Raw genomic sequence first — 26,893 nt, forward strand, 5'->3', positions numbered from 1 at the left:
CCTTTCATTATATAAGTAAGAGAAAACACTGCATTTAGGCATAAAAAAACAAGCTATTATGTATTAGCTTGTTTTTCAAATAATGATGCAATTTCTCGTTTATAGTCCCCGCGTATAATACCTTTCTCAGTAATAATTCCTGTAATTAATTCATTCGGCGTTATGTCAAATGCTGGATTATAAACATCCGTTCCAATTGGTGCTACTTGTTTTCCAAAGATTTTCGTAACTTCTGTTTCATCTCTTTCTTCAATAATAATTTCGGCTCCAGTTTCTTTCGTAACATCAAATGTTGACAGTGGCGCAGCAACGTAAAATGGGATATTAAAGTACTTTGCTAAAATAGCTAAATTCATTGTCCCTATTTTATTGGCTGTATCTCCATTTGCGACAATTCGATCCGCCCCCACAATAATTGCGTTTATTTCTTTCGTTTGAATAGCATGAGCTGCAGTATTATCTGTTATAAGGGTCACATCAATATTTGCTTGCTTCAATTCCCACGTCGTTAAGCGACCACCTTGTAAAACTGGTCTCGTTTCACACGCATATGCATGTAAACGCACACCTTTTTCTTTTCCAATATAAAAGGGAGCTAATGCAGTTCCATATCTGGCAGTTGCGATACTTCCAGCGTTACAGATTGTTAAAATATTATCGCCATCTTTAAAACATGTTAACGCATATTCCCCAATATTTCGACACACCTCTTCATCTTCCTGTTGAATGCGAAGCGCTTCTTCTTCTAATATTTTTTGTGCTTCTTTTATTGTAGTAATCTCTCGAATAGATTCTCTCATACGATCAATTGCCCAAAATAAATTTACTGCCGTTGGGCGTGATGTCCCTAAATAGTTACAGTCTCTATTAAACTTCTTTTGAAATTCTTCGATATGTAAAGTATTATATTTTTTCGCTGCAAGCGCCAAGCCAAATGCAGCTACAATTCCAATTGCAGGCGCTCCGCGTACTTCTAACATTATGATACTTTTCCAAACCTCTTCAATAGTCGTTAATGTTTTGTATTCTGTGCTATGTGGCAATTTCGTTTGATTTAATACCGCAATTGCATCCCCTTTCCAACTTACAGATCTCGGAACAGTAACGATTGTACTCATGCTTTTACACCCCTTGAAACTGTCTGTTGAAATAATGTTCGAAACAGTTGAATATCAGCACTTTTAGATTCATATTTTATTAGTTCTTTTCCTAAGGATAGCGCTTGTTTCTTAGCTTGAATTCTTGTTTCTTTATTTTCTATTTCATCTAAATCTGCTACATGAGCTAAACCAATTGTTCTACGAATTAGTTCACATCCGGCAAATCCAACAGCATCAGTAAAGATATTTTGCAAAATAATTGGTAACCATTGTTTTTCTTTCGTATATGCTTCTACACCTTCTCCAATCCATAACTTTGTAAAAGTCTCTACAAAATAACTCCACGTCTTTTCTATATGGAAAAATAGTACACTTCTCTTTTCTTCTTCTCTAGATAACGCATTTAATAATAGATTTGCAATAAATTGACCTATGTCAAACCCAAATGGGCCATATGCCGCAAATTCTGGATCAATCACTTTCGTTTCAGAAGGTGACGAAAAAATACTACCAGTATGTAAATCACCATGAATAAGAGTTTCTTTTCTTGTTAAGAACTTATATTTATATTGTGCTACTTTTAGTTTTAAAGTTTTATCACTCCAAAGTTCATCAACCACGAGCTGTAAATCTCGCTCATAATCATTTGTATCATAATGTCCAAACGGATCTGTAAACACTAAATCCTCTGTAATTTTACAAAGGTCCGGATTTACAAAGGTACCTTCTAGTACCCTTTTCTCTTTTGACTGTAAACCAAAATCTGAAGTGTAAAATAAAACATGTGCTAGAAAACGACCAATATGCTGGGATAAAAGCGGATATTCTTCTCCGTCTATTAATCCTTTTCTTGTAATTGTTAGTCTTGATAAGTCTTCTATTACCGTTATCGCTAACTCTTCGTCATGACTGTACACTACTGGAACATAATCCGGTACATACTGCGCAAAAATTTGTAATGCCTTGCTTTCAATCGTTGCTCTTTTTATAGACAATGGCCAGCTTTCACCAACTACTTTCGCATAAGGCAGTGCTTGTTTTATTATAATGGATTTCTCTCCATCATCTAATTTAAACACGTAATTTAAGTTTCCATCTCCAATTTCATGACAAATGACATTTGCCTTCTCTTCAAAATAGCCATGATCTTTCGCATATTGTACAGCTGTTATTTCTGTTAATGAATAATATCCCATCTTCTTCTCCCCCTTTTTAAATTCAGAGGTTTTTCTAACATAGAAAAACCTCTTTCCACTAAGAAAGAGGTTTGAAGTTTATCTTCTCCCCTCTTATCTGCCAGAAAGTTTTACTTTCTGCTGGAATTAGCACCGTGCCTTTTGGCGTAATAAACGCCCCATTTCACAATGGTATTACGGTCGGTTGCTGGGCTTCATCGGGCCAAATCCCTCCACCTGCTCTTGATAAGAGTTGTATAATTTTTTGAATTTTTAACTTTATGTTGAAGACTATACCAAGAATAAAAATCACTTGTCAACATTTTATTTGTATAATTCTGGACGGCGATCCGCAAAAACTGGAATTCCTTTACGTACTTCTTTAATTTTCTCGAATTCAAGCTCTCCAAATAAAATTGATTCCTCTTCATTCGCCTCTACTACAACTTCACCCCAAGGATCCACAATTAAAGAATGACCTGCAAACACATTATTCGGATCCTTCCCTGCTCTATTACACGCAACAACATAACACTGATTTTCAACTGCTCTTGCTTGCAATAGCAAACGCCAATGTGCTAAACGAACTAATGGCCATTCAGCTACAACAAATAATACTTTTGCCCCTTTAGCAGTATGAACACGCATCCACTCTGGAAAACGAATATCATAACAAATTGTTCCAGCGCATTCAACATCATCTAGCTTAAATTCGCCCGTACCATTACCAGCTATTAAATATTTATGTTCATCCATAAGCTGAAATAAATGTACTTTACTATATTCGTTGACTAACTGTCCTTCATTATTTACAACATACATCGTATTTGTAACGCCTTGCTCTGTTTGCTTTGCTATGGACCCACCAACAATATGTACATCATATCGCTTCGCCCATTCTATTAACTTTTCTTTCGTTTCCACTCCATCCCTATCTGCAATTTCAGAAAGTCTCGTTAAATCATATCCTGTTGTCCATAGTTCTGGTAAGACGATAACATCTGGCCTTTCCTTCATAGCTTCACTTATTTTATTTTTAGCATTCTCAATATTTTTTTCTACATCTCCAAAAACAATATCCATTTGAATACATGCGACTTTCATTTTTTCAGCCCCATTCTTATTTTTCTCTTTACAAAATACTGGAAAGATTATATCATTTGTCACTAGAATTGTAACAACTTTCAAAAGAGGTGGAAAGTATGAAATTATTTCAACCTTCTGAGATAGTAACATCATTGCCAACACAATTTTTCGCTTCACTTGTTGCAAAAGTTAACAAAGTCGTTGCAGCTGGTCACGATGTTATTAATCTAGGTCAAGGTAATCCAGATCAACCAACACCGCAGCATATCGTAAAAGCTTTACAAGATGCTGCCGAAAAGACCATTCATCATAAATATCCGCCATTTCGCGGACATGAAAGCTTAAAGGAAGCCGTGGCTACATTCTATAAACGTGAATATGGCGTCGAATTAAACCCAAAAACTGAAGTTGCTATTTTGTTTGGTGGGAAGGCTGGACTAGTAGAATTACCGATTTGTTTTACAAATCCTGGTGATACGATTCTCGTTCCGGATCCAGGTTATCCAGATTATTTATCCGGGGTTGCTTTAGCAAAAGCACAATTTGAAAGAATGCCACTTATTGCAGAAAATAACTTTTTACCAGATTATACGAACATTGATGACTCTATTGCAGAGCGTGCAAAATTAATGTTTTTAAACTATCCAAATAATCCTACCGGTGCTACTGCATCAAAAGATTTTTTTGATGCAACCATTCACTTTGCTAATAAACATAATATATTAGTTGTTCACGATTTTGCTTATGGCGCTATCGGATTTGATGGTCAAAAACCTGTTAGTTTCTTGCAAGCAGATGGTGCGAAAAATATAGGAATTGAAATTTACACATTATCAAAAACTTTCAATATGGCTGGCTGGCGCATCGCTTTTGCTGTAGGGAATGAAAGTGTGATTGAAACAATTAACCTATTACAAGATCATATGTATGTTAGTATATTCGGTGCAGTTCAAGATGCTGCTCGAGAAGCGCTATTAAGTTCACAGTCTTGTGTAATAGACCTTGTAAATAGTTACGAATCTCGAAGAAACGCTCTTATTTCAGCCTGTCACTCAATTGGTTGGAATGTAGACATTCCAACAGGATCATTCTTTGCATGGCTTCCCGTTCCAAAAGGATATACCTCTGAGCAATTTTCTAATATTTTACTAGAAAAAGCACATGTCGCAGTTGCTCCTGGTGTTGGATTTGGTGAGCATGGCGAAGGGTATGTCCGTGTTGGTCTCTTACATACAGAAGATAGATTACGAGAAGCCATTAATCGAATTGATAAATTAAATTTTTTCAAAAAGTAATTGACAACACGAAAAATATCTGACAAAATTCAGTTATCTTAAAAATTTAAACATTTCTAAATACTTCTTATCAAGAGCAGGTGGAGGGACGAGCCCGACGAAACCCGGCAACCGATCTACAATTGTAGACACGGTGCTAATTCTCGCAGCATTACGCTGACAGATAAGGAGCTGGTTGTAAAAAAACCTCTCCTTAGCTGAGAGGTTTTTTTATTTAACTAGGAGGTTATAACAATGAGCGGAATTATAGCGACGTATTTAATCCATGATGATTCACATAACTTAGAAAAAAAAGCTGAGCAAATTGCACTCGGTTTAACAATTGGCTCTTGGACTCATTTGCCACACTTATTGCAAGAACAATTAAAGCAGCATAAAGGCAACGTCATTCATGTTGAGGAATTAGCTGAACATGAACATACCAATTCGTATTTACGTAAAAAAGTAAAACGCGGAATTATTAAAATCGAATATCCGCTATTAAACTTCAGTCCAGATTTACCAGCGATTTTAACGACTACATTTGGAAAGCTATCACTTGATGGCGAAGTAAAATTAATTGACTTAACTTTTTCAGACGAGTTAAAAAAACATTTTCCTGGTCCAAAATTCGGGATAGATGGTATTCGAAATCTTTTACAAGTGCATGATCGTCCCCTTTTAATGAGTATTTTTAAAGGAATGATTGGACGAAACATTGGGTATTTAAAAACGCAATTACGCGATCAAGCAATTGGTGGTGTAGATATAGTAAAAGATGATGAAATATTATTTGAAAATGCATTAACACCACTTACGAAACGCATTGTATCTGGAAAAGAAGTTTTACAATCTGTATATGAAACATACGGACATAAAACGTTATATGCCGTAAATTTAACAGGACGAACTTTTGATTTAAAAGAAAATGCTAAACGTGCAGTGCAAGCTGGAGCTGATATTCTATTATTTAACGTATTTGCTTACGGACTAGATGTACTACAATCACTTGCAGAAGATGATGAAATCCCAGTTCCTATTATGGCACATCCTGCTGTAAGTGGTGCTTATTCAGCATCCAAGTTATATGGAGTTTCATCTCCATTATTACTTGGAAAGCTACTACGTTATGCTGGGGCTGACTTTTCATTATTCCCATCTCCATACGGAAGTGTTGCGCTAGAAAAAGAGGAGGCTCTTGCTATCTCAAAATATTTAACTGAAGACGATGCATCTTTCAAGAAGAGCTTTTCTGTTCCGTCTGCTGGTATTCATCCTGGTTTCGTTCCCTTTATTGTACGAGATTTCGGTAAAGATGTTGTTATTAATGCTGGCGGCGGGATACACGGACATCCAAATGGAGCGCAAGGCGGCGGTAAAGCTTTCCGTACTGCAATTGATGCTACTTTGCAAAATAAACCACTCCATGAAGTAGACGACATAAATTTGCATAGTGCACTACAAATATGGGGAAATCCCTCTTATGAGGTGAAATTATGAGTATTCAAGTATTTTGTGATTTCGATGGCACGATTACAAATAATGATAACATTATGTCCATTATGGAAAAATTCGCACCACCAGAAGCCGAAGAAGTAAAGAATAAAATTTTATCACAAGAACTATCCATTCAAGAAGGTGTTTCTCAATTATTTCAATTAATACCTACTAATCTGCACGATGATATTATTCAATTTTTAATAGAAACTGCTGAAATCCGTAGTGGTTTTCATGAGTTTATACAATTCGTAAAGGAAAATAACATTTCTTTTTACGTGATATCAGGTGGAATGGATTTCTTCGTCTATCCACTCTTACAAGGAATCATTCCAAAAGAGCAAATTTATTGTAATGAAACAGACTTTTCAGCAGAGTTTATTACAGTTAAATGGCCTCATTCTTGTGATGATCATTGTCAAAATCATTGCGGATTATGTAAATCATCATTAATCCGTAAATTAAGTGATACAGATGACTTTCATATTGTAATTGGAGATTCTATTACTGATTTACAAGCCGCGAAACAAGCTGATAAAGTATTCGCTCGCGATTTTCTTATTACAAAGTGTGAAGAAAATCATATTGCTTATACACCGTTTGAAACATTTCAAGATGTGCAAGCTGAATTAAAACTTTTGTTGGAGGTGAAGGCATGAAACAACTTTTTCGTCAATGGTATGACTTAAGCGAGATAAAAAAAGAGTTAACAACACGAAATTGGTTCCCAGCAACAAGTGGTAATATTTCTATAAAGGTTAGTCATGAACCACTTACTTTTCTTATTACGGCAAGCGGTAAAGATAAAACAAAAACCACTCCAGATGATTTTCTATTAGTAGATCATGTAGGAGTTCCCGTTTTAGAGACTGAATTACGCCCTTCAGCAGAAACAATATTGCATACACACATTTATAACAATACGAATGCCGGTTGCGTACTTCATGTTCATACAACCGATAATAATGTCATCACAAATTTATATAGTGATGCAGTCACCCTTCAAAATCAAGAAATTATTAAAGCTCTCGATATTTGGGAAGAAGGTGCAACCATTCACATTCCTATTATCGAAAACCATGCCCATATCCCAACACTTGGAGAAAACTTCCGAAAGCATATACAAGGAGATTCGGGTGCAGTATTAATCCGTAACCACGGTATTACCGTATGGGGCCGAGATAGCTTTGATGCAAAGAAGAGATTAGAAGCTTATGAGTTTTTATTCCAATTTCATATAAAACTATTATCAATTCAAGGAGGCGTTTCTAATGGCGCAAATTCGTATTCATGAAGTAAATACTCGTATTGAAAATGAAGTGGAAGTATCTAAATTTCTACAAGAGGAAGGCGTTTTATATGAGAAATGGAATATTTCTAAACTTCCTACTCATTTAAATGAAAATTATTCGTTAACAGATGAAAACAAAGCTGAAATATTAGCTATTTTTTCAAAAGAAATCGCTGATGTTTCAGCACGTCGAGGTTATAAAGCACATGATGTAATCTCACTTTCAAGTAGCACACCTAACCTTGACGAATTATTAATTAATTTCCAAAAGGAACACCATCATACAGATGACGAAGTTCGCTTTATCGTCAGTGGTCACGGCATTTTCGCTATTGAAGGTAAAGATGGGAAATTCTTTGATGTTGAACTTGAGCCAGGCGATTTAATATCTGTTCCTGAAAATGCAAGACATTATTTTACCTTGCAAGATGATCGCCAAGTTGTAGCTATTCGTATTTTTGTGACAACTGAAGGCTGGGTTCCAATCTATTAAGGTAGTTAGTTGAATAAAAGGACTTGGACCCCCTTTTCCAAACTTTTATTCACTCTACATATATACATCCTCCTATGGAACAGGCTTATTTCATTTTGAAATAAGTCTGATTTTTTATTTACTTGAAAGTACCATTTCATCACAAATTTACACCTTAATTTTTCAAGTGCATTTTTCGAACATTTTTTGAACATTTATTGAATTTTTTCTGAAAATTCTGTTTTATATGTGATATACTACAATTAACTTAGAAGGAAAATAATATCGCAAACAGAGGGGGATAATCATGAGCTTACTTATCGCACTTATACTTGGAGTTACATGTGGAGCATTTCCTGTTATTTTAGGAGCTATTATGGAAGAGTTAGAAATTGGTGTTTTAGGATTTGTCGCATCTTGTGTAAGCGCTTTATTATTTGGTTTATTCGGCGCTATTCCTGTTTCAATTCTGTGTGCTTTTTATATAATACGCCATGCTCGTACAAAACAATTTGGTCCTAATCACATCGCACAAATTATCCCGTTCCCGGTTGAACGATGCCGACGCGCTTCTAACTTATAATTATAAAAATTAAAGATGACTAAATAAATAAAAGTCCTCAAATGAGGACTTTTATTTATTTTCTTCTAGAAATTGAAACAATTCTTGTAGATGTAGGGCATCTTCACCATAGCTAACAGATACATGAAATATACCATCAATCTCAGCTTGCATATAAAGATCCACTCCATCACGATCATATTTCAATGCCAAATAAAACTCCATTTCTTCTAACATCTTTTTTGAGGTTCGAATTACATAATGTCCCTTCTCATCTCTTCCATATTCAAATTCTGGTTCAAAATCATATTTTTGTTTAAAAGCTTCTTTTTGTTTTTCATTAATTTGCATACAAGTAGCTCGCTGTACAGTATCAATCATCTCATCAAACTTTTGAAGGTCCACCTCGTTTACCCCCTTATATATTTTTTATATAGTACTTGTGTTCCACTATTTTCTTCGCCATCCTTAATTAACTCTTCATACAATTCTTTCGCCAAACTTAAGCCTGGGACTGGTAATTGTAATTTTTCTGCTTCCTCTAAAGCAATTTTCATATCTTTCATAAAATGCTTTACATAAAATCCTGGCTCAAAGTCTCCTTTTAACATTCGAGGAGCTAAATTACTTAATGACCAGCTACCTGCTGCCCCTGTTGAAATACTCTCTAACACTTTATCTGGATTCAGTCCAGCCTTCTTCGCGTAAGCAACAGCTTCACATACTCCAATCATATTGGAAGCAATCGCAATTTGATTGCACATTTTTGTATGTTGTCCACTCCCAGCTGGTCCTTGTAATTGAATGTTTGTTCCTAACTTTTCAAGTAAAGGTAAGCATCTATCATATATTTCTTTCTCCCCACCTACCATAATTGCGAGTTTTGCTTCTTTCGCACCAACATCTCCTCCTGAGACAGGTGCATCTAACGTATATATATTTTTGCTTTTTGCAACTTCATTAATCCGTTTTGCTAAAGTAGGTGTAGATGTCGTAAAGTCAATTGCTATCGTACCTTCTTTTGCATGTTCTATAATTCCTTCTATACCAAAATACACTTCTTCTACATCATGTGGATATCCAACCATTGTCATTACAATATCAACTTGCTTTACTAACTCTTTTGGCGTATTACACCAATTTGCACCATCTTGCACTAAAGAATCTGTTTTTGCTTTCGTTCTATTATATACATATACTTTATGACCATCTTGCATTAAGTGATAAACCATACTTTTTCCCATTACGCCAATACCAATGAAACCTATTGATAAAGTTTTATGTTCCATTTTCTCATCCCCTTTGTTCTAATAAATCATTTACCATCTTTCGGAACTCTTTATTAAAGTCATCATCCATACTATTTTTCACATTTGAAAATAAAATAACAAAAGTTCCTTTTTCTTTATTAAAATTATTGAAAGTGTTCCAACCAGATAATACACCATGATTATGAAAATAATCTGGATATATATAAAAACTAAATGCATATTTCCGTTCTGCTGAAGGTGAAAACATTGCTTGTATACTTTGTTCAGAAAGAAGTTTTCCATTTATAATTGCTTCGTCTAATTTCTTCATATCTCCAACTGTCGTATACATCTCACCACAACCATATAGCCAATCCATGCCTAACTTCTGCGCTGGTACAAGCTCTTGATCTTTTTTCACATAACCCTTTGTAAAATTTTTATCTCCAGGTACCATATTTCCCATACCGGATTCATGCATATCTGCTTTTACAAATATGTTTTCTTTTATGTAATCTCCTAAAGGTTTTTTCGATATATGTTCTATTATATAAGCAAGCACCATATAATTATAATCTGTATATCTCCAACCTGTTCCTGCAGGAAATTCTAAATTTTGACGTCCAATCCAATTAATTAATTGTAAGCGGGAAGCCGCATTAATATTGCCTTTTGCGTGTTCAGGTAAACCAGAGGTATGCGTTAATAAATGATATAGCGTAATATTTTTATTCTCCGGAAATGAAGGAATATATTTATTTACATTATCTTGAATATTCAATTTCCCTTGTTCTTGCAGCTGTAAAATAGATGTGGCAACGACTGTTTTCGTAATAGAACCGATACGATATTTTGTTTGAGGCGTATTTTCTATTTTATTTTGAACATCAGCATACCCATATCCTTTATTCAATATAACATGCTCTTTATCTGTTACCAAAACTGTTCCATTGAATTGCTTTCCGACTAAATATTGATCTAATTTTTGAGATATGCTAGCATAATCAATTTGTTGCTCTTCTTTTTCTTCTATATTCCCTTGTACTTCCGATTCAATAGTAGGATTCACTTTAGTTGTTAATACAGTGTTTTCCTTTATATTGGGGCTAACAAGAAAATAGTATACTCCGCCGCCAACTATAGCAGACAGTGAAGCCACCACCATTACTTTTTTTATCATATTGATCCTCCATAATTCCTTCGCTAAAAATTGTCCCCCTATTCTATTATCAAACAATAAAAAAAAATCGCAACAATTTGTTGCGAAAAATCACATTTTTTCTTTTCTATACACACATACTTGATTCTTTCCATTTTTTTTCGCTTCATATAATGCAATATCCGCTCGTTGCATTAATTCTTCTCTTGTAGTTCCTTGTTCATATAACGCAACCCCAAAGCTAGCTGTTAACTTCGAAATTCCAGTGAATTGCTTTGTTTCAATGAAGAATCGTAATGATTCCGCAACTTGAAATGCTTCCTTTTCTACTGTATTTGTCACTAATATAATGAATTCTTCCCCTCCCCATCTTGCAAATACATGTTGCTGCTCCACTTTAGATTTCATAAGCTCTGCAAGTTGTATTAATGCCAAATCGCCAAAATCATGACCATATGTGTCATTAACTGTTTTAAAATTATCTATATCAAATAAAATAATTGCTATTTTCTCATCATTACGTATTACCTTTTCCCATTCTACCTCTAGTATTTGTTGAAACTTTAAACGATTATAAATCTCTGTCAATGAATCTATCATAGCAAGTCTTTCTTGTTCTTGATAGATTTCATCTAATTCTGTAATTTCCGTGCACTTTACAATAAATCTTGATAAATCTTCTGGCAATGGTGTCGCACGTAATAGAAAAGTAGATACTGCCCCTTCATAATTTGACATCTTAATTCTTCTACCGCTTGATAAAGTATCGTCTAGCCATGTTATATCATGCGTCGTCGAGTAGTATCCATTTTCTCTAATAAAATGTTCAGCAAATACTAAATGTTGCTCGCGATAGGCAAACAAATTTTCATATCCGAAAAACGTTAAAAAATTTGTATTACAATCAACAATTTCATCATCTTCTACTATAAATAATAAATCATTTTGAAAATCAAACATCGTTTGAAGCAGTTCCTGTTGTAAACTAACTTGCCTTACTAAAGAAAGTTGATACAAACTCTTATTCACTTCTTCTAACACTGCTTGCGGAGTTACAGGGGCTATTACAATATTACGTATTCCTAATGCAAGTACATCTGTAAATTCCTTTGTTATTTGTTGATCCCAAATGACAATGAATGTACTTTGCGAGGTATACATATTCTTTATATATTTTATTTGAGAATAATCTGTTACATACATAATTATAATGTGCGGTTTCGTTCTTTGAAATAATAGTTCGCCCTCTTCAAAACTATTTGCTATAAACATACATTTTGGATGGATATTTTCTATCGTTTGTTGATGTTTACATCCATTTTCTATATAAAGGACATTTAACTGCAGATCTTGTAACACATTTTGGAAAACCGTATTCTCTAATAAAAAATGTAGTATGTTCATCACTAGTCTTCACTCACTTCATATATCTTGTTCTACTGAATTCCTCACAAACATTTTTAAAAGACTGTTCTCCAATAAACTTTAATTTGTGAGAAATACATATTAACAAGCTAATTGAGAATGTTATCTTCCCTTTTCACTCTATAAATTCCTTTTTTAGTGTATGATTATAGGAATTATATCGTTTGTATGAATGCCCTAGCTTATTTCTTAAAACTTGACAATTAAAATAAAGATATTATATTCTTAAATTCGATAACTTACAAAATGTAAGTAATATACATTGCGTTTTCCCGATAATTTTATATACAATTTGGAGGATATATTATGACAAACGACAACTTTTTTAACGTTCTATATGAACGCACATCTACACGTGCATTCAACCCAAATAAAGAAATCTCATCTACAGAATTACATGAGATTTTAAAAGCAGCAGCACAAGCACCTTCCGCTTGGAACTTACAACACTGGAAATTCCTTGTTTTTCAAGGTGAAGATGTACAAAAACGATTACACCCAATAGCTTATAACCAACAACAAATTCTTGATGCTTCTGCAGTAGTCGCTATTTTAGGTGATTTAGAAGCTTATAAAAATGTTGAGCCAGTATATGGTCCAATTGTAGAACAAGGATTTATGAAAGAAGAAGCAAAAGAACGCTTAGCTAAAAATATTGAATCTGCATATGCTCGTGAACAATTCCCAAGAGATGCTGCCTTTTCAAATGCATCTTTAGCAGCAATGCAACTTATGCTTGCAGCTAAAGCAACTGGTTGGGATACTTGTGCTATTGGTGGCTTCAATCCACAAGCACTGACAGACGAATTTAACGTTTCATCTCGTTACGTTCCAATTATGCTTATTACAATTGGTGAATCAACTTTAAAAGGCCACCCTGCACCTCGCATGAGCGTAGAGCAAGTAAGCGAGTGGGCAAAATAATAAAAAACGAAGGCAACTACATTGCCTTCGTTTTTTTATTCCCTGTCATACTTTTGTAATATTACTACAAATCATTCGACATTTATACTTATGGAAAAGTATATTGTATTCCCTTCTCATAAATAAACGTGACGTTTCATGTCGAATTTTGTTAAGGTGTTGAAATATACCCGTGTATTTTTGTTACAATTGTGATACAATGATAACAAATAGATAACAAGAGAGGGATTTTCATTGAGTTCATACGGAAGCTTTATCGCACTTTTATGTTACATAGTAACTGTACTGCTTCTATATTTTATTGGTGATGCCGCAAACATCTCCATTTTACAATTTCCAAAAGAAGAAGCATTCCAATTAGAATCAGAAAAACATACTGCACGATCCATTGTACCACTACTCCTAGCTCTTCCTGTATATATCATCGTTTTATATAAAAGTAAAAAAGTGTAAAGGCTACCCATTTCATTTATTTCGGTGGTTTTTACATTTTTTTGTTATATTCCACCTATTTTAAACATCATTCCATACTAAACACCCAGCTAGTCATTTAAAATGAGAAAATCCCCTAGAAAAAATTCCACTCTCTGTCCAGTCACTAACTACCGAACTTACATAGATTATAAGTGTGAAGGGGGTGATGAGGATTATGTTTGGATCATTTGGATGCTGTGATAACTTTAGAGAATGTCATCATCATGAAAGAGAGCGCGACCATCGCGAGAAAGAGAGAGAGAGAGAGGTTAGACCACAACAACCAGCTGTATGTAACGTACTTGCTAGCATTTCAGTTGGAACAGAACTTTCTCTTTTAAGCATTAGAGGTAATGGTACTTTCAACAATGTAATTTTTGAAGGTTTCGCTAACGGTGTTGCTCTTTTCTCTGCTTTAGCTCGTAATGACAAAGACAACAAAGATAACAATAAAGACGATAAGAACAATCAAAATCGAAATACTTTTACTGGTATTTTACGTGTATGCCCAACTGATATCGTTGCAATCGCTATCTAATTCTGTCTCTTATCCTCGATAGTAAGCAAATAAGATTTACTTTTCTCATAGAAAAAACCTGAGACCGATTTCAAATCGACTCAGGTTTTTTTATTAATTAGATGCTTTTAACTAGTTCAACAACTTCTTCAGCAGTTGACATCATTAATGCTTTTTCTGCTAATGTTTCCATTTCTGCTTTTGACAACTTGCTTAGCTGTGTTCTTGCAGGAAGAATAGATGTTGCACTCATACTGAACTCATCTAACCCTAATCCTAATAGTAATGGGATAGCAAGTGAATCGCCCGCCATCTCACCACACATACCAGCCCATTTTCCTTCTTTATGAGCAGCATCGATAACCATTTTTACAAGACGTAAAATAGATGGGTTATATGGTTGGTATAAGTATGATACTTGTTCGTTCATACGGTCTGCAGCCATTGTGTATTGGATTAAATCATTTGTTCCGATAGAGAAGAAGTCAACTTCTTTCGCGAATTGATCTGCTAATACTGCTGAAGCTGGGATTTCAACCATCATACCAACTTCAATAGAATCAGAAACAGTTGTACCCGCTTCTACAAGTTTCGCTTTCTCTTCTAATAAAATTGCTTTCGCTTGACGGAACTCATCAAGAGTTGCAATCATTGGGAACATAATTTTTAAGTTACCGTATACGCTAGCACGAAGTAATGCACGAAGTTGTGTACGGAACACATCTTGCTCATCAAGACATAAGCGAATTGCACGATATCCTAAGAATGGGTTCATTTCTTTTGGTAAATGTAAGTATGGAAGCTCTTTATCTCCACCGATATCAAGTGTACGAACAACGACTGGTTGACCTTCTTTTACACCTTCAAGAACTGCTTTATACGCTTCGAACTGCTCTTCTTCTGTTGGAAGATTGTCACGGCCCATGTATAAGAATTCTGTACGGTATAAGCCAACGCCTTCTCCGCCATTATCGATAATACCTTGTACATCATTTGGTGTTCCGATATTTGCAACAAGCTCAACGTGATGTCCGTCACTTGTTACAGTAGCTTGGTCTTTTAATTTAGCCCATTCAGCTTTTTGCTCTTCAAATTTCGCTTTCTTTTCTTCAAACGAACGAAGAGTTTCTTCTGATGGGTTTACAATTACTTCTCCATCTAAACCGTCAATGATAACGATATCGCCATTTTGGATTTTCTCCATAACAACTTTTGTACCAACAACAGCTGGAATTTCCATAGAACGAGCCATAATTGCTGAGTGAGATGTACGTCCACCGATATCAGTAGTGAAACCTTTTGCATACTTACGGTTTAACTGAGCTGTATCAGATGGTGTTAAATCTTCAGCAATGATGATTACCTCTTCAGAAATTGTACCAGGATTTGAGAAGTTAATTCCTAGTAAATGTGCAAGAACGCGTTTTGTTACGTCACGAATGTCCGCAGCACGTTCTTTCATATATTCGTTATCCATGTTTTCAAACATAGAAATAAACATTGATGCAACTTCATCCATTGCAAATTCAGCATTTACTTTTTCGCTATTTACTTTATCTTTTACTGGGTTTACTAGTTCTGGATCATTTAACACTAATAAATGCGCTTCAAAGATTGCAGCTTTGTCAGCACCTAGCTCAGCAAATGCGTGGTCCTTAATAGCTTCTAATTCAGTTTTTGCTTTCTCAAGCGCAGCGTCTAAGCGTGCAATTTCTGCAGCTTCGTTTGTAATTGATTTCTTTTCGATGTTAAATTCAGGATTTTCAAGTCTGAAAGCCTTTGCAATAGCAATCCCACTTGATGCAGCGATCCCTTGAATGTTAAGAGTCATTATTCTCCTAATCCTTCGTTTTTCATAGTTTCTTCGATAGCTGCTAGTGCTTGAGCTGCATCATCACCATTTGCAGTGATTTTAATTTCTGCGTTTTGTTGAATGCCTAAAGACATAACGCCCATGATTGATTTTAAGTTAACGTTCTTTCCGTTATACTCTAAGTTAATATCAGAACCGAATTTGCTTGCAGTGTTTACAAGTAGAGTTGCTGGACGAGCATGAATTCCTGAGTCGCTAGTTACTTTAAAGATTTTTTCCATGATAATTTATCTCCTTTAAATTACAGTATTTTTTAGTTGTATAGACGTGAGTACTACATCATCTATTGTATATAATAGGCGATGTTCGGTCAACCACATCGCCTATTATAATTATAAACATTTTGCGTCAAATTCCTACTGAATGTCAATAATAGCGGTTTCGCCCTTCTTAACATTTCCATCTTTTTTCAATTCGACTTGTTGCCCTTGTTGTAAGTTTGTAAAGACAATCGGTGTAATGATAGATGGTGCATTTTCTTTTACAAATGCAAGATCTACTTTTAATAATGGTTGGCCTTGTTTCACCTTGTCGCCTTGTGCTACAAGCGCTTCAAAACCTTCACCATTTAATTTTACAGTATCAATACCGAAGTGAATTAAAATTTCTTTTCCGCCTTCAGATTGAATACCAATCGCATGTTTTGTAGGGAATACATTGACAATCTCACCGTTCACTGGAGAAACTACTGTTCCTTCAGTTGGCTCAATTGCAAATCCGTCTCCCATCATTTTTCCTGAGAATACTTGGTCAGGTACTTCTGTAATTGGTAAGATTTTTCCTTCGATTGGTGATACAATTGTTTCATTTTCATCAACTTTTTGAGGAGTTTCTTCCACTTTTACAGGTTCTTCTTTTTCAACATGAGGTGTACGACCTGACATAATATCATGAATTTGTGATTTTAATGTGTCAGATTTCGGTCCGAAAATAGCTTGAATGTTATTTCCAACTTCAAGTACACCAGCTGCTCCAAGTTCTTTTAAGCGGTCTTTGTTTACATTCTTTTGTTCGTTAACTTGAACACGTAAACGAGTAATACAAGCATCTAAAGAAGCAATGTTTTCTTTACCACCAAGTGCTACTAATACTTCACGAGGAAGTTCGCCTGCTTCTGCTTTTCCTGCGCCGTCATTTGCACTTGCTACTTCACGACCAGGTGTTTTTAGATTCCATTTACGAATTGCAAAGCGGAATCCGAAGTAGTAAATAACTGCTAGTACAAGACCAACAATAATTACCCACCACCATGCTGTACGGCCTGGTAGTACACCGAATAATAGGAAGTCAATTAAACCACCAGAGAATGTCATACCAATTTTAACACCTAAAATTTGCATTGTCATAAATGATAGACCAGCAAATACAGCGTGAATTCCGAATAATACTGGTGCTACGAATAAGAATGAAAATTCAAGTGGCTCTGTAATACCTGTTAAGAAAGATGTTAATGCTGCAGAACCTAAAATACCTGCTGCTAATTTTTTATTTTCTGGACGTGCTTCATGGTACATTGCTAAAGCTGCTGCTGGAAGACCGAACATCATGAACGGATACTTACCAGTTGTAAATGTACCTGCTGTTAATTCTACACCGTCTTTTAACTGTGCCATAAAGATTTTTTGGTCACCACGGATTAATTCGCCAGCTGCATTTGTATACTGACCGAATTCGAACCAGAACGGTGAATAGAAAATGTGATGTAATCCAAATGGAATTAATGAACGTTCAATTAAACCGAATATAAATGCTGCAATTGTTCTATTTGCATCAATCATTTGATGTGAGAACGTGTTTAAGCCACCTTGAATGTATGGCCAAACGAAGCACATGATAATACCTACTATTAAAGAGAATGTTGCAGTTGCAATCGGTACAAAACGCTTACCTGCAAAGAAACCTAAGTATGATGGTAATTCAATATTGAAGTATTTATTATAGCAATATGCCGCTACTATACCGACGATAATACCACCAAATACCCCTGTTTGTAGCGTTGGAATACCTAATACGTTTGCATACGCTGGATCTGCAAATCCAATTTTTACTGGGTCTGCTCCAGAACTTGTTACTTTCACTAGCTTATCTACTTCTAAGAACACACTCATCGTTTTGTTCATAATTAAGTAGCCGACGAATGCTGCTAAACCAGCTACTCCGTCTCCACCAGCTAAACCAATTGCTACCCCAACTGCGAATAATAATGCAAGGTTAGCGAAAATAATATCACCAGATTGTTCCATAATTTTTGCAACCATTACGAACCAATCTGCTTTTAAAGCAGGAATAACATTTGTTAACTGTGGATTTTGAAATGCATTACCAAATCCAAGTAAAATACCTGCCGCCGGTAAAATCGCTACTGGAAGCATTAACGCTTTTCCGACTTTTTGAAGAACACCAAAGATCTTCTTAAACATGGAAACCCTTCCTCTCTTATCTATATTGATACCTTCCGACAAACGCCAAAAAGACATGAGGAAAAAAAGATAGAACGATAGCTATACAAAGGGTAGTATATCCCTTTCTCTAGCTTACATTCCTTACTTTTCTCCACTCATGCCTGATCGAATCAGTAACACGTGTCAAAAATAGGTTTACGTATAAGTTCACTATAATTAAGGCAAACGTTTTCGTTACTCACCTTAATGTGTTTGTCGAAATTTGTATAACTTTGCAATAGTTATTATACATAACTATTGTAAGCGATTCAATCATTTTTTTTAACGTTTTCATTTTAGACAAAAATATATGACTTTTTACACATGCTCTGCCTTTACTAAGCGTTGCAAGTGCATCGTTAAATAAATACTTTCAGCTTCATATACAGGTAGTTGCAACTCTTTTTGCATGACCTTAACTAGCTTCCAAGCCAAGTTATAGCAAACTGGATACTCGGCCTTTAATAAATCAGCAAAACTTTGCGATTCCTCTACTTTTTCTCCTTTTTTCACCCTCTCAATAGCATATTGAAGATGACGAATAAGACGTAAATAATGAATGCTCTCTTGATCTAATGTAATTTGTAAGTTTGTCTCAATTAAAGATACAAGTTGTGCAATGAGACGGGAGTTTTGATTAACTGAAGATAAATCAGAATTTGTAAGCGAACTGTAAATGTGAAGTGCAATAAAACCAATTTCTCCTTCTGGCAATGTAATTTGCAAACGAGAATTTAAAAGTTCTACAACACCTTCCGCAATTTCATATTCCTTTGGATAGAGCATTTTTGTTTCAACTAAAAAAGGGTTATCAATTGTAAGTCCTTGTTTTAACCTTTTAATCGCAAATGAAATATGATCTGTTAACGCAATATGAATATGTTCATTTAGTGGCGATTTCGCTTTCCCTTGAATGTACAGCATAATATCGTTCATCAATTCAATTAATTTTTCACTAATATGCGGCACTAATAATTTGTATTGTTCACGATCACGTTCATTTTTTAAGACAAACATCTTTTCGATTTGTTCTTGCTCCAATACATCTTTCGCTTTTTTCCCAAATCCAATTCCTTTACCAATCACTACTACTTCCTCGTGTTCCGGATGGCTAGCAATGATGACATTATTATTTAAAACTTTTTTAATTTCTAGATAATTACTCATATAACACCACCCTCGTACTTAAATAGCCTACTTTTATGTTACAGAATATTCTTCTTTGTCGTCAATGTAAAACATCTGCCATTTAATAAAAATTCATTTTTTAGACATGTTTATATATGATGCGTATAATGTAAGAGCAACTGTACATAGAAAGGAGATAACAGCATGATTAAAATGTTTGTAAGTGATATCGATGGTACAATGATGCAACACGGAGGTCTTATTGACGAACAAGATGTTGCGGCACTGCGCAGCCTTGCCGAGCAAAATGTTATTCTTTGCTTCGCTTCCGGAAGACTTGATAATGAAATTGCAGACTTAATGAAAGCTGTAAATACAAATTTTCATCGCATTAGTGTAAATGGTGTTTTTGTATATACACATGAAAATAAACAACTATTATCTGCAACTTTTGATTCCAGCATACTTCCCGATTTGTTAGCTATGACGAATGAAGAGCCTTATTTCCGTTATGTAAGTGATGAGCATAATTATTACATTGAAGAGAAAACACCTTTCATTCAAGAACTTGAACAACAAGTAACTATGACTTCTGTTGAAGAACCAAACTTACTACAGAAGATTGATGATACAATTTTCCCAAATAAAATTTCTGTCGGTGGAACAAAGGAGAGCTTACAACTCCTTCAGAAAAAAATTGATGAAAAATTCCACGGGAAAGTTAGTACTTTCATCTCAGCAGAACAATGTTTAGATGTAATGCCACCGAATGTTAGTAAAGGCTCTGCCATTTCTGTTTTATTAAATGAGTTTCAAATAAAACCTGAGGAAATTGCTTGTATAGGGGATTCTTATAATGACATTCCTATGTTTTCTTTAACTCCTCACAGTTTTGCTATGTCGCAAGCAGATGATGCAGTAAAAAAACACGCTCACTATGTAGTAAATCACGTCAAAGATGCTGTTAACCACGTAATTGCTCATAATAAAAATACGACTCATTCCTTATAAGGATGAGTCGTATTTTTATTTCTTTACATGTTAACCATTTTCAATTCCACTGTACTTCACAAACTGAAATATACTATTTGTTACGTGCGATATTCGTAATAAATTTATAACGATCTCCACGATAAATACATTTCACGTACTCTAGCGGTATCTCACCTTCTGAATATGACCATTGACGCATTACAAGTACAGGCGCCTTTTTAGGAATATGCAGATGTTCAGCTTCATTTTCCGTCGCAACGGAAGCTTCAATTGACTGAGTAGCGCTAACAAGTTTAAAGCCCAGTTTTTTCTCTAAATGTTCATATAAAGATTGTTGCAATATCTCTTCGTTAATATCTTTTACAAGAGCTGGCGACAAATATGTCGTCTCAAAAGCAATCGGTTCATCATCAGCTAAGCGAATACGCCTCACTTCATAAACCGATTCCCCCTCCTGTATTCTCAACCGGTCTGCTATTTTAGCAGTAGCTGGAACTAGGCGGAAACTAAGTAATTGACTACTTGGGTTCATCCCACGAGAAATCATGTCTTCTGTGAATCCCGTCATTCCTTGCAATTTTTGTTCCACTTTCGGAAGTTGGACAAATGTTCCAATTCCACGCTTCCGATATAAATAGCCTTGTTCCACTAAATTATTAATCGCCTGTCTGATTGTCATTCGACTCACTTCGAACTTATCACAAAGTTCATTCTCAGATGGGATTTTATCTCCCGGCTTCCATTCGCCGTCCTCAATTAGCTGTTTCACCCACTCTTGAATCTGATAATAGATCGGAAATGGTGAATACTTGTCGATGTTCATCAGCAATCGCCTCACTGCATAAAGATAGAGCTTCTTGATCAGCGATTACGGTTACATTCGGATGACGTTGTAAAACTGTAGCCGGACACTCTTCACTATATTCACCTTGCAATAATTCTTTAACAGCTTCTGCCTTTTTAGAACCCATAGCAACAAGTAGAACTTGTTTCGCTTTCATAATGCTTCCAATTCCCATTGTAATCGCATGAGTTGGCACATCTTCTTCTTTTTCGAAGAATCGAAGGTTTGCTTGGCGTGTAGATTCTGTTAATTCAACAATGTTTGTTGGAGAATTAAACGGTGTTCCTGGCTCATTAAATCCGATGTGACCGTTTTCACCGATTCCAAGAATCTGTAGGTCAACTGGGTTAGCAGCTAGAATGCTCTCGTAACGTTTGCACTCTTCCTCTAAATCACTTGCCATCCCGTTTGGTACATAAGTTTGTTTAAATGGAAGATGATCAAACAACTGTTCTTGCATGAAATAGTGATAGCTGTTTTTATCTTCATGTGGTAAATTTACGTACTCATCTAAGTTTACAGTGGTTACACGGCTTGTATCAAGTTTATTTTTTCGCATTTCTGCATAAATACCTAATGGAGAGCTTCCTGTAGCCATTCCTAATGTTGGATTTTCTTTTGTTTTTACAACTTCTTCAATTAATTTATAACCTGCTTCTGCTAATTCTTCTGGAGTTTTTACAACAAGAATATTCATTTAATTACTTCCCTTCCTTCATATGAATTCCTAAACGAACCGTATCATATACATGTAAATCTTCATTCATCACAACAAAGTCTGCATCTTTTCCTACCGCTAATGCACCTTTATTATTTAATCCAAACTCTTCTGCTTGGTTAACTGATGTCATAAGTACTGCATCTTCGATTGAACAACCTGTAAATTCAATTACATTTCGGAAAGCTTGATCCATTTTTAGAATACTACCAGCTAACGTTCCATCTTCTAATCGAGCACTACCATCTTTTACATGTACTGGCTGTCCGCCAAGCTCATATAATCCATCTTCAAGACCTTTTGCACGCATTGCGTCAGTAATAACACTTACTTTTTTCGGTCCTTTTAACTTATATGCTAATTTCACCATATCAGGGTGAATATGAATACCATCTGTAATTACTTCAACCATTACATCTGGATTTAATAACACATGACCAACAACTCCTGGTTCACGGTGATGTAATCCACGCATTTGATTGTATAAATGTGTCGCATGTGTAATCTTTCTATTTTTTAGTTGCGCATCAATTGCATCTGTATGCCCCATTGTGCCAACTACACCAGTTTCAGCAAGATATTGTTCAAACTCTAATGCTCCCTCTTCTTCTGGTGCATATGTTACTAATTTAATTAAGTTCCCACTTGCTTCTTGCCATTGTTTAAATTGCTCAATATTTGCAGGAACGATATGTTCAAGTGGCTGTGCACCTGCACGTTTCTTTGAAACATAAGGTCCTTCTAAATGAATATATTCGAAATGCGCTCCTTTTTCTTTTGCTTCTTTCGCAGCAGTTAACGCTGCTTCAATTGCCTCTGGAGCTTGTGTCATTGTTGTTGGGAAGTAAGTTGTAACCCCTTCTTTTAACATTTCTTTACCTAGAGTTACTAACCCATCGCTATTTGCATCCATCGCATCAATATCGTATCCACCATGAATATGAACATCGATCATACCTGGAATTATAATCTTCCCTGTAGCATCAAAAACAGTTTCACTTTCTTGTGGTACATATTGAGCCATCAAACCAATTTCTTTAATGGTTTCTGCGTAACGAATAAATCCGTTTTCCACTATTTCTTGACCTGTGTAAATTTTGGCATTGATGACAATTTGCGTTTTCATTTTCATCGATCCTTTCCCATGAATTACCTACTTGTTATTATTACCTTTTTCGCCTAGTTCCATCTTAATATACGCACGAGTAGTTGTCTATACATTCTAATGAAATTTCCTTTTTATTCAACAGAAAAGGAAATTTCTTACGTCTCTTATAATTATAATATATATTATTCATTTTTCCAAAAAGGGACAGTATCGCCCCCTAATATAGAAATCACTTCAACAATGGCATTAATCCGCTAGATTCTAACATAATATGTTCACCATCTGTTTCCATTTCTACTGTACGTTTATTCGTTCTATATACCATTATACCGTGCCTTTTTAAGCGTTTCACTACACTTTGGTGAGGATGTCCATACGGATTATTACTCCCGTACGATAGAATAGCAAACTGCGGTTCCACTTTTTTTATAAACGTTTCACTTGTTGAAGTATATGAGCCATGATGCCCCACTTTTAACACATCTGCATGGACATCAAATTGTTTTAATATTTCATGTTCTGTCCGTACATCCGCGTCACCCATTAATAAAAAATCCGCTTTTCCATATCGCACCTTTAAAACAATTGAGGATTCATTATTTTCATCTTTTGATTTCCCGTTGTTTAATACTTGTATAGAAACATGTGGATCCAGCGGTATATATTGTCCTTCCTTTACTGAAACGAAAGGTATCCCTCTTTTTTTTATGTTATTCCGATACGTATGATAAGTAAGAGAACTATATGTTTTTCCGCTATCTAATATAAGCGATACCGGCATTTGCTCTACAATTGGAATTAACCCCCCTATATGATCCATATCGGGATGCGTACTGACAATTACATCTAAATGATTAATCCCTTTCTCAATTAATTTCTGAATAATAACCTCTCCTGCTTCATAAGGTCCTCCATCAATTAACATTGTTTGTCCATTTGGCATTATAATAAGTGTTGCGTCACCTTGCCCCACTTTTAAAAAGCTCACTTTCATTTTACTAAGATGTTGCCGATGCATATGTAAAGGAGACGTAGTATGAATGGACATCATATACCTTTTAGCTGATGCGCTATTTAAAGAAAAACATAATAAAACAGAAACTAATAATAAAATAATCCGCATACCTCTCATAACTCGTCTCCTTTTTTCATTTAGTATGGCACTGTAAATAATTGATATACAAAAAAAGCTTAGCAAAATGCTAAGCTTTTATTTCGATATCTCTTGTAAAGAACCGAAGAATAAATCTGCTTCATTCATTTGTTCATTCTCTTCAGAAAGCGGTGGTAAATCATCTAATGTTTTCAATCCAAATGTGTCTAAAAATTCTTTTGTTGTTCCGTATAAAATAGGACGCCCTGGTCCTTCTGCTCTTCCCATTTCTTTTATAAGTAAATGTGAAACCAACGTTTGTAACGCCTTATCAGTTTTAACTCCTCTAATCTCTTCCATTTCAGTCCTTGTGATTGGTTGGCGATATGCAACAATCGCTAACGTTTCGAGGGCAGCTTGTGAGAGTGAAGCAGCTGTTGGTGTATCTATTAATTTTTGATAATATGAAGCATGTTCTTTCTTTGTAGCAAAACGATATACTTTTGCATACTGTACAATTTGCAAACCACGGTTTGCACCTTCACATTCTTGTTGCATTTCTTCTAAAATATTAATTGCTTCATTCATTTCAATTTCAAGAACTTTCGCTATTTGTTCTGGATAAATCCCTTCATCACCAGAAACAAATAAAAGGCCTTCAATAATTGACTTTTGTTCTTTCCTATCCATTTCACGAGCTCCTTCCTTCTATTTTCTCATAAAAATACACATCAAAAAACCGAATCACAATTAATGCGTTCGGTTCAATATTTTTTCTCTTGTTCCAAACGATACATTAAAACATAGCATGAGATAAAATGTTGCTATCCCATTTTCACATACTGGCTCTATGCAGATTTATTAGAGCTTGATACGAAAATTTCATCAAAATTATGTTCTTGCTCAATTATGATTTGTTGGTTTTTCATAAGTTCCAGAACTGCTAAAAATGTTACAACCATTATTTCACGTTCATCATCAACAAACAAATCATAAAAACTTTGGCGACCACCCTTTATTTTTAACTGTTTTAAAATATCAGTCATTCGCTGTTCAATTGGTATTTCTTGACGAGTAATACGTGTTGTTACAGGTTTTTTTGCCTTTTTACGGCGCATTAATTTTTGAAATGCTGCTAGCATATCATATAACGTAACATCAAGAGGTAAGCTTGTCTCCTCTTCTTGTTGCAACGATGTAAAGTCAATTGGTGGACGTGTATATAGCTGTGCTCTTTCTTGTTCTCTTTCTTTTAACTCAGTAGCAACTTGCTTATATTTCTTATATTCAATTAACCTCTCCATCAATTCTTGACGAGGATCATCTATAAAATCATCACCGTTATCAAGTACATCTTCTTCATGTTTCGGCAACAACATCTTACTTTTAATTTGTAATAACGTTGCAGCCATTACTAAATACTCACTTGCAACATCTAATTGAAGTTCTTTCATCGTATGCACATAAGATAAATATTGCTCTGTAATATCTGCTACAGGAATATTATATATATCAATTTCATAACGATGTATTAAATGTAACAATAGATCTAACGGCCCTTCAAAAGCCTCTACTTTAAAATTATATTGCACAAAGCATCCCACCACATTTTTTCTATAACAACATAAGTATAGAGCATACTCATGTTCTATCCAACCTTTTTAAGAAATTTAATTAAAAATAGACCGATGCCTATGTCATCATGCCCACCACTTCATATGATAACAGTGTAGTAAGAACAATGTAGGAGGTCAAAAAACTATGGGTCACGTTGATTGTGGTTTTAGCGGTGGGTTCGCATTACTTGTTGTACTGTTTATTTTACTAATTATTGTAGGAGCAGCTTGCTTCTGCTAATATGAACAATAACGGCTAGGGGGAAACCTCCTAGTCGTTTATTGTTCATATTTCTATGATACACTTATATGTATAACCGTTAGATAGGAGCGAGAAAACATGTATCCTACCGAATACATACAATTTTTAATTCATTTCCATGGAGATTATGACTATTTTGAATGCCACGAAATACTAGAAGAGTATTGGAAGACAAAACCAAGAGGTAATCGTGATCATTACTTAGTTGGTCTCATTCAAATTGCAGTTTCTTTATACCACCAAAGACGTGCTAATTGGAATGGTTCTACAAAAATGATGAAAAGCGCAATTACAATTTTAGAAAAAAGCGGTGTGCCTTTACAACGTTTAGGAATTAATCAAGTACAACTTCTTTCCTTGCTCAATGAAAGATTGCAATCTATCCATAAAAAAGAACGTTTTGTACCTTTATTTTTACCCTTATCAGATTCATCGTTAGAGAAGCAGTGCATAGAGTTATGTCAAAAACAAAACCTCTCTTGGAAAGACTTGAATGCTATCCCAGGTGAATATATTATAAACAAGCACACTTTGCGTGATCGCACAGAGGTCATTACTGAACGAAACGAACAATTACAAAAAAGAAAGCAGAGATAATAAACTACTTATCT

General features: G+C 35.0%; 29 protein-coding genes and 2 riboswitches. Of the genes, 12 read left to right on the forward strand and 17 right to left on the reverse strand.

Annotated features, from left to right (window positions below; all coding sequences use genetic code 11):
• Nucleotides 1–56 precede the first annotated feature (56 nt).
• The 3 genes from mtnA to DN401_RS19005 all read right to left on the reverse strand — a co-directional run bounded on the left by mtnA (nucleotide 57) and on the right by DN401_RS19005 (nucleotide 3,463).
• Nucleotides 57–1,118 (reverse strand): S-methyl-5-thioribose-1-phosphate isomerase, encoded by a 1,062-nt coding sequence (gene mtnA, locus DN401_RS18995; RefSeq protein WP_000104604.1) that lies wholly within the window; start codon nucleotides 1,116–1,118, stop codon nucleotides 57–59.
• Nucleotides 1,115–2,296, reverse strand: a complete 1,182-nt coding sequence (gene mtnK, locus DN401_RS19000) for an S-methyl-5-thioribose kinase (RefSeq protein ID WP_000542684.1) — start codon at nucleotides 2,294–2,296, stop codon at nucleotides 1,115–1,117. The genes mtnA and mtnK overlap by 4 nt, the downstream gene beginning before the upstream one ends.
• A gap of 90 nt (nucleotides 2,297–2,386) precedes the next feature.
• Nucleotides 2,387–2,528, reverse strand: a riboswitch (SAM riboswitch).
• Between the two features lie 71 nt (nucleotides 2,529–2,599).
• On the reverse strand, nucleotides 2,600–3,463 hold the full coding sequence (locus DN401_RS19005; protein WP_002204714.1) for a carbon-nitrogen family hydrolase: 864 nt from the start codon (nucleotides 3,461–3,463) through the stop codon (nucleotides 2,600–2,602).
• A gap of 14 nt (nucleotides 3,464–3,477) precedes the next feature.
• Here DN401_RS19005 and DN401_RS19010 point away from each other — a divergent pair, with 14 nt between their 5' ends.
• The 6 genes from DN401_RS19010 to DN401_RS19035 all read left to right on the forward strand — a co-directional run bounded on the left by DN401_RS19010 (nucleotide 3,478) and on the right by DN401_RS19035 (nucleotide 8,478).
• Entirely contained in the window at nucleotides 3,478–4,656 is a 1,179-nt protein-coding gene (locus DN401_RS19010; protein ID WP_000765518.1) for a pyridoxal phosphate-dependent aminotransferase, read from the forward strand.
• 64 nt (nucleotides 4,657–4,720) lie between these two features.
• Nucleotides 4,721–4,826, forward strand: a riboswitch (SAM riboswitch).
• Nucleotides 4,827–4,890: 64 nt separating this feature from the next.
• A complete protein-coding gene (gene mtnW, locus DN401_RS19015; RefSeq protein WP_000014181.1) occupies nucleotides 4,891–6,135 on the forward strand; it encodes a 2,3-diketo-5-methylthiopentyl-1-phosphate enolase in 1,245 nt (414 codons plus the stop codon).
• Nucleotides 6,132–6,791 (forward strand): 2-hydroxy-3-keto-5-methylthiopentenyl-1-phosphate phosphatase, encoded by a 660-nt coding sequence (locus tag DN401_RS19020; RefSeq protein WP_000027461.1) that lies wholly within the window; start codon nucleotides 6,132–6,134, stop codon nucleotides 6,789–6,791. The genes mtnW and DN401_RS19020 overlap by 4 nt, the downstream gene beginning before the upstream one ends.
• Nucleotides 6,788–7,426, forward strand: a complete 639-nt coding sequence (locus tag DN401_RS19025) for a methylthioribulose 1-phosphate dehydratase (protein ID WP_000811341.1) — start codon at nucleotides 6,788–6,790, stop codon at nucleotides 7,424–7,426. The genes DN401_RS19020 and DN401_RS19025 overlap by 4 nt, the downstream gene beginning before the upstream one ends.
• Nucleotides 7,404–7,916: a 1,2-dihydroxy-3-keto-5-methylthiopentene dioxygenase gene (locus DN401_RS19030; protein ID WP_000057314.1), complete on the forward strand. Its 513-nt coding sequence runs from the start codon at nucleotides 7,404–7,406 to the stop codon at nucleotides 7,914–7,916. The genes DN401_RS19025 and DN401_RS19030 overlap by 23 nt, the downstream gene beginning before the upstream one ends.
• A gap of 286 nt (nucleotides 7,917–8,202) precedes the next feature.
• Nucleotides 8,203–8,478 carry a hypothetical protein gene (locus DN401_RS19035; RefSeq protein WP_000054659.1) on the forward strand — a complete coding sequence of 92 codons (276 nt, stop codon included), beginning with the start codon at nucleotides 8,203–8,205 and terminating at the stop codon, nucleotides 8,476–8,478.
• Between the two features lie 51 nt (nucleotides 8,479–8,529).
• Here the strand turns inward: DN401_RS19035 and DN401_RS19040 are convergent, their stop codons facing one another.
• The 4 genes from DN401_RS19040 to DN401_RS19055 form a co-directional block, all read right to left on the reverse strand.
• Nucleotides 8,530–8,862 (reverse strand): DUF3909 family protein, encoded by a 333-nt coding sequence (locus DN401_RS19040; RefSeq protein WP_000365619.1) that lies wholly within the window; start codon nucleotides 8,860–8,862, stop codon nucleotides 8,530–8,532.
• Nucleotides 8,863–8,867: 5 nt separating this feature from the next.
• A complete protein-coding gene (locus DN401_RS19045) occupies nucleotides 8,868–9,746 on the reverse strand; it encodes an NAD(P)-dependent oxidoreductase (protein WP_000400431.1) in 879 nt (292 codons plus the stop codon).
• A gap of 4 nt (nucleotides 9,747–9,750) precedes the next feature.
• A complete protein-coding gene (locus DN401_RS19050) occupies nucleotides 9,751–10,887 on the reverse strand; it encodes a serine hydrolase (protein ID WP_000592910.1) in 1,137 nt (378 codons plus the stop codon).
• Between the two features lie 90 nt (nucleotides 10,888–10,977).
• The gene (locus DN401_RS19055; RefSeq protein ID WP_001023185.1) at nucleotides 10,978–12,270 is read right to left on the reverse strand and encodes a GGDEF domain-containing protein; all 1,293 of its coding nucleotides are present in this window, start codon (nucleotides 12,268–12,270) and stop codon (nucleotides 10,978–10,980) included.
• Between the two features lie 327 nt (nucleotides 12,271–12,597).
• Here DN401_RS19055 and DN401_RS19060 point away from each other — a divergent pair, with 327 nt between their 5' ends.
• From DN401_RS19060 to DN401_RS19070, 3 genes are all read left to right on the forward strand, one after another.
• Complete coding sequence (locus DN401_RS19060; RefSeq protein WP_000180387.1) at nucleotides 12,598–13,215, forward strand: nitroreductase family protein; 618 nt, start codon at nucleotides 12,598–12,600, stop codon at nucleotides 13,213–13,215.
• 234 nt (nucleotides 13,216–13,449) lie between these two features.
• Complete coding sequence (locus DN401_RS19065) at nucleotides 13,450–13,668, forward strand: hypothetical protein (RefSeq protein WP_000100485.1); 219 nt, start codon at nucleotides 13,450–13,452, stop codon at nucleotides 13,666–13,668.
• A gap of 196 nt (nucleotides 13,669–13,864) precedes the next feature.
• Nucleotides 13,865–14,227: a DUF3915 domain-containing protein gene (locus tag DN401_RS19070; RefSeq protein WP_000468041.1), complete on the forward strand. Its 363-nt coding sequence runs from the start codon at nucleotides 13,865–13,867 to the stop codon at nucleotides 14,225–14,227.
• 97 nt (nucleotides 14,228–14,324) lie between these two features.
• Here the strand turns inward: DN401_RS19070 and ptsP are convergent, their stop codons facing one another.
• The 4 genes from ptsP to glcT form a co-directional block, all read right to left on the reverse strand.
• Nucleotides 14,325–16,037 (reverse strand): phosphoenolpyruvate--protein phosphotransferase, encoded by a 1,713-nt coding sequence (gene ptsP, locus DN401_RS19075; protein WP_000174207.1) that lies wholly within the window; start codon nucleotides 16,035–16,037, stop codon nucleotides 14,325–14,327.
• Nucleotides 16,037–16,300: a phosphocarrier protein HPr gene (gene ptsH / locus DN401_RS19080; protein WP_000411080.1), complete on the reverse strand. Its 264-nt coding sequence runs from the start codon at nucleotides 16,298–16,300 to the stop codon at nucleotides 16,037–16,039. The genes ptsP and ptsH overlap by 1 nt, the downstream gene beginning before the upstream one ends.
• A gap of 135 nt (nucleotides 16,301–16,435) precedes the next feature.
• Nucleotides 16,436–18,499 (reverse strand): PTS glucose transporter subunit IIABC, encoded by a 2,064-nt coding sequence (ptsG, locus tag DN401_RS19085; RefSeq protein ID WP_000473180.1) that lies wholly within the window; start codon nucleotides 18,497–18,499, stop codon nucleotides 16,436–16,438.
• 339 nt (nucleotides 18,500–18,838) lie between these two features.
• On the reverse strand, nucleotides 18,839–19,687 hold the full coding sequence (glcT, locus tag DN401_RS19090; protein ID WP_000073861.1) for a glucose PTS transporter transcription antiterminator GlcT: 849 nt from the start codon (nucleotides 19,685–19,687) through the stop codon (nucleotides 18,839–18,841).
• Nucleotides 19,688–19,852: 165 nt separating this feature from the next.
• Here glcT and DN401_RS19095 point away from each other — a divergent pair, with 165 nt between their 5' ends.
• Nucleotides 19,853–20,659: a Cof-type HAD-IIB family hydrolase gene (locus DN401_RS19095; RefSeq protein WP_000594247.1), complete on the forward strand. Its 807-nt coding sequence runs from the start codon at nucleotides 19,853–19,855 to the stop codon at nucleotides 20,657–20,659.
• 73 nt (nucleotides 20,660–20,732) lie between these two features.
• Here the strand turns inward: DN401_RS19095 and DN401_RS19100 are convergent, their stop codons facing one another.
• From DN401_RS19100 to scpA, 6 genes are all read right to left on the reverse strand, one after another.
• Complete coding sequence (locus tag DN401_RS19100) at nucleotides 20,733–21,464, reverse strand: GntR family transcriptional regulator (protein ID WP_014894892.1); 732 nt, start codon at nucleotides 21,462–21,464, stop codon at nucleotides 20,733–20,735.
• On the reverse strand, nucleotides 21,394–22,182 hold the full coding sequence (gene nagB, locus DN401_RS19105; RefSeq protein ID WP_001024210.1) for a glucosamine-6-phosphate deaminase: 789 nt from the start codon (nucleotides 22,180–22,182) through the stop codon (nucleotides 21,394–21,396). Before nagB ends, DN401_RS19100 begins: the two co-directional genes overlap by 71 nt.
• 4 nt (nucleotides 22,183–22,186) lie before the next feature.
• Complete coding sequence (gene nagA / locus DN401_RS19110; RefSeq protein ID WP_002164437.1) at nucleotides 22,187–23,329, reverse strand: N-acetylglucosamine-6-phosphate deacetylase; 1,143 nt, start codon at nucleotides 23,327–23,329, stop codon at nucleotides 22,187–22,189.
• 211 nt (nucleotides 23,330–23,540) lie between these two features.
• The gene (locus tag DN401_RS19115; RefSeq protein WP_001214826.1) at nucleotides 23,541–24,443 is read right to left on the reverse strand and encodes a ComEC/Rec2 family competence protein; all 903 of its coding nucleotides are present in this window, start codon (nucleotides 24,441–24,443) and stop codon (nucleotides 23,541–23,543) included.
• A 78-nt stretch (nucleotides 24,444–24,521) separates the two neighbouring features.
• Nucleotides 24,522–25,094: a segregation/condensation protein ScpB gene (scpB, locus tag DN401_RS19120; protein ID WP_000375168.1), complete on the reverse strand. Its 573-nt coding sequence runs from the start codon at nucleotides 25,092–25,094 to the stop codon at nucleotides 24,522–24,524.
• A gap of 158 nt (nucleotides 25,095–25,252) precedes the next feature.
• A complete protein-coding gene (gene scpA / locus DN401_RS19130; protein WP_001199753.1) occupies nucleotides 25,253–25,996 on the reverse strand; it encodes a segregation/condensation protein A in 744 nt (247 codons plus the stop codon).
• A gap of 169 nt (nucleotides 25,997–26,165) precedes the next feature.
• Here scpA and DN401_RS19135 point away from each other — a divergent pair, with 169 nt between their 5' ends.
• Nucleotides 26,166–26,261: a YjcZ family sporulation protein gene (locus DN401_RS19135; RefSeq protein WP_000510194.1), complete on the forward strand. Its 96-nt coding sequence runs from the start codon at nucleotides 26,166–26,168 to the stop codon at nucleotides 26,259–26,261.
• A gap of 99 nt (nucleotides 26,262–26,360) precedes the next feature.
• Nucleotides 26,361–26,879 (forward strand): DUF309 domain-containing protein, encoded by a 519-nt coding sequence (locus tag DN401_RS19140; RefSeq protein ID WP_000283597.1) that lies wholly within the window; start codon nucleotides 26,361–26,363, stop codon nucleotides 26,877–26,879.
• The last annotated feature ends 14 nt before the right edge of the window (nucleotides 26,880–26,893 follow it).

It is taken from the genome of Bacillus sp. BF2-3 (genome assembly GCF_008368795.1).
GTDB classification, from domain to species: Bacteria; Bacillota; Bacilli; order Bacillales; family Bacillaceae_G; genus Bacillus_A; species Bacillus_A cereus.

What these genes read in the sequence shown, in the direction of transcription:
- mtnA (WP_000104604.1), bottom strand. Translation starts at nt 1,118, where the DNA reads ATGAGTACAATCGTTACTGTTCCGAGATCTGTAAGTTGGAAAGGGGAT.
- mtnK (WP_000542684.1), bottom strand. Translation starts at nt 2,296, where the DNA reads ATGGGATATTATTCATTAACAGAAATAACAGCTGTACAATATGCGAAA.
- DN401_RS19010 (WP_000765518.1), top strand. Translation starts at nt 3,478, where the DNA reads ATGAAATTATTTCAACCTTCTGAGATAGTAACATCATTGCCAACACAA.
- mtnW (WP_000014181.1), top strand. Translation starts at nt 4,891, where the DNA reads ATGAGCGGAATTATAGCGACGTATTTAATCCATGATGATTCACATAAC.
- DN401_RS19020 (WP_000027461.1), top strand. Translation starts at nt 6,132, where the DNA reads ATGAGTATTCAAGTATTTTGTGATTTCGATGGCACGATTACAAATAAT.
- DN401_RS19025 (WP_000811341.1), top strand. Translation starts at nt 6,788, where the DNA reads ATGAAACAACTTTTTCGTCAATGGTATGACTTAAGCGAGATAAAAAAA.
- DN401_RS19030 (WP_000057314.1), top strand. Translation starts at nt 7,404, where the DNA reads ATGGCGCAAATTCGTATTCATGAAGTAAATACTCGTATTGAAAATGAA.
- DN401_RS19035 (WP_000054659.1), top strand. Translation starts at nt 8,203, where the DNA reads ATGAGCTTACTTATCGCACTTATACTTGGAGTTACATGTGGAGCATTT.
- DN401_RS19045 (WP_000400431.1), bottom strand. Translation starts at nt 9,746, where the DNA reads ATGGAACATAAAACTTTATCAATAGGTTTCATTGGTATTGGCGTAATG.
- DN401_RS19050 (WP_000592910.1), bottom strand. Translation starts at nt 10,887, where the DNA reads ATGATAAAAAAAGTAATGGTGGTGGCTTCACTGTCTGCTATAGTTGGC.
- DN401_RS19055 (WP_001023185.1), bottom strand. Translation starts at nt 12,270, where the DNA reads ATGAACATACTACATTTTTTATTAGAGAATACGGTTTTCCAAAATGTG.
- DN401_RS19060 (WP_000180387.1), top strand. Translation starts at nt 12,598, where the DNA reads ATGACAAACGACAACTTTTTTAACGTTCTATATGAACGCACATCTACA.
- DN401_RS19070 (WP_000468041.1), top strand. Translation starts at nt 13,865, where the DNA reads ATGTTTGGATCATTTGGATGCTGTGATAACTTTAGAGAATGTCATCAT.
- ptsP (WP_000174207.1), bottom strand. Translation starts at nt 16,037, where the DNA reads ATGACTCTTAACATTCAAGGGATCGCTGCATCAAGTGGGATTGCTATT.
- ptsH (WP_000411080.1), bottom strand. Translation starts at nt 16,300, where the DNA reads ATGGAAAAAATCTTTAAAGTAACTAGCGACTCAGGAATTCATGCTCGT.
- ptsG (WP_000473180.1), bottom strand. Translation starts at nt 18,499, where the DNA reads ATGTTTAAGAAGATCTTTGGTGTTCTTCAAAAAGTCGGAAAAGCGTTA.
- glcT (WP_000073861.1), bottom strand. Translation starts at nt 19,687, where the DNA reads ATGAGTAATTATCTAGAAATTAAAAAAGTTTTAAATAATAATGTCATC.
- DN401_RS19095 (WP_000594247.1), top strand. Translation starts at nt 19,853, where the DNA reads ATGATTAAAATGTTTGTAAGTGATATCGATGGTACAATGATGCAACAC.
- DN401_RS19100 (WP_014894892.1), bottom strand. Translation starts at nt 21,464, where the DNA reads ATGAACATCGACAAGTATTCACCATTTCCGATCTATTATCAGATTCAA.
- nagB (WP_001024210.1), bottom strand. Translation starts at nt 22,182, where the DNA reads ATGAATATTCTTGTTGTAAAAACTCCAGAAGAATTAGCAGAAGCAGGT.
- nagA (WP_002164437.1), bottom strand. Translation starts at nt 23,329, where the DNA reads ATGAAAACGCAAATTGTCATCAATGCCAAAATTTACACAGGTCAAGAA.
- DN401_RS19115 (WP_001214826.1), bottom strand. Translation starts at nt 24,443, where the DNA reads ATGAGAGGTATGCGGATTATTTTATTATTAGTTTCTGTTTTATTATGT.
- scpB (WP_000375168.1), bottom strand. Translation starts at nt 25,094, where the DNA reads ATGGATAGGAAAGAACAAAAGTCAATTATTGAAGGCCTTTTATTTGTT.
- DN401_RS19135 (WP_000510194.1), top strand. Translation starts at nt 26,166, where the DNA reads ATGGGTCACGTTGATTGTGGTTTTAGCGGTGGGTTCGCATTACTTGTT.
- DN401_RS19140 (WP_000283597.1), top strand. Translation starts at nt 26,361, where the DNA reads ATGTATCCTACCGAATACATACAATTTTTAATTCATTTCCATGGAGAT.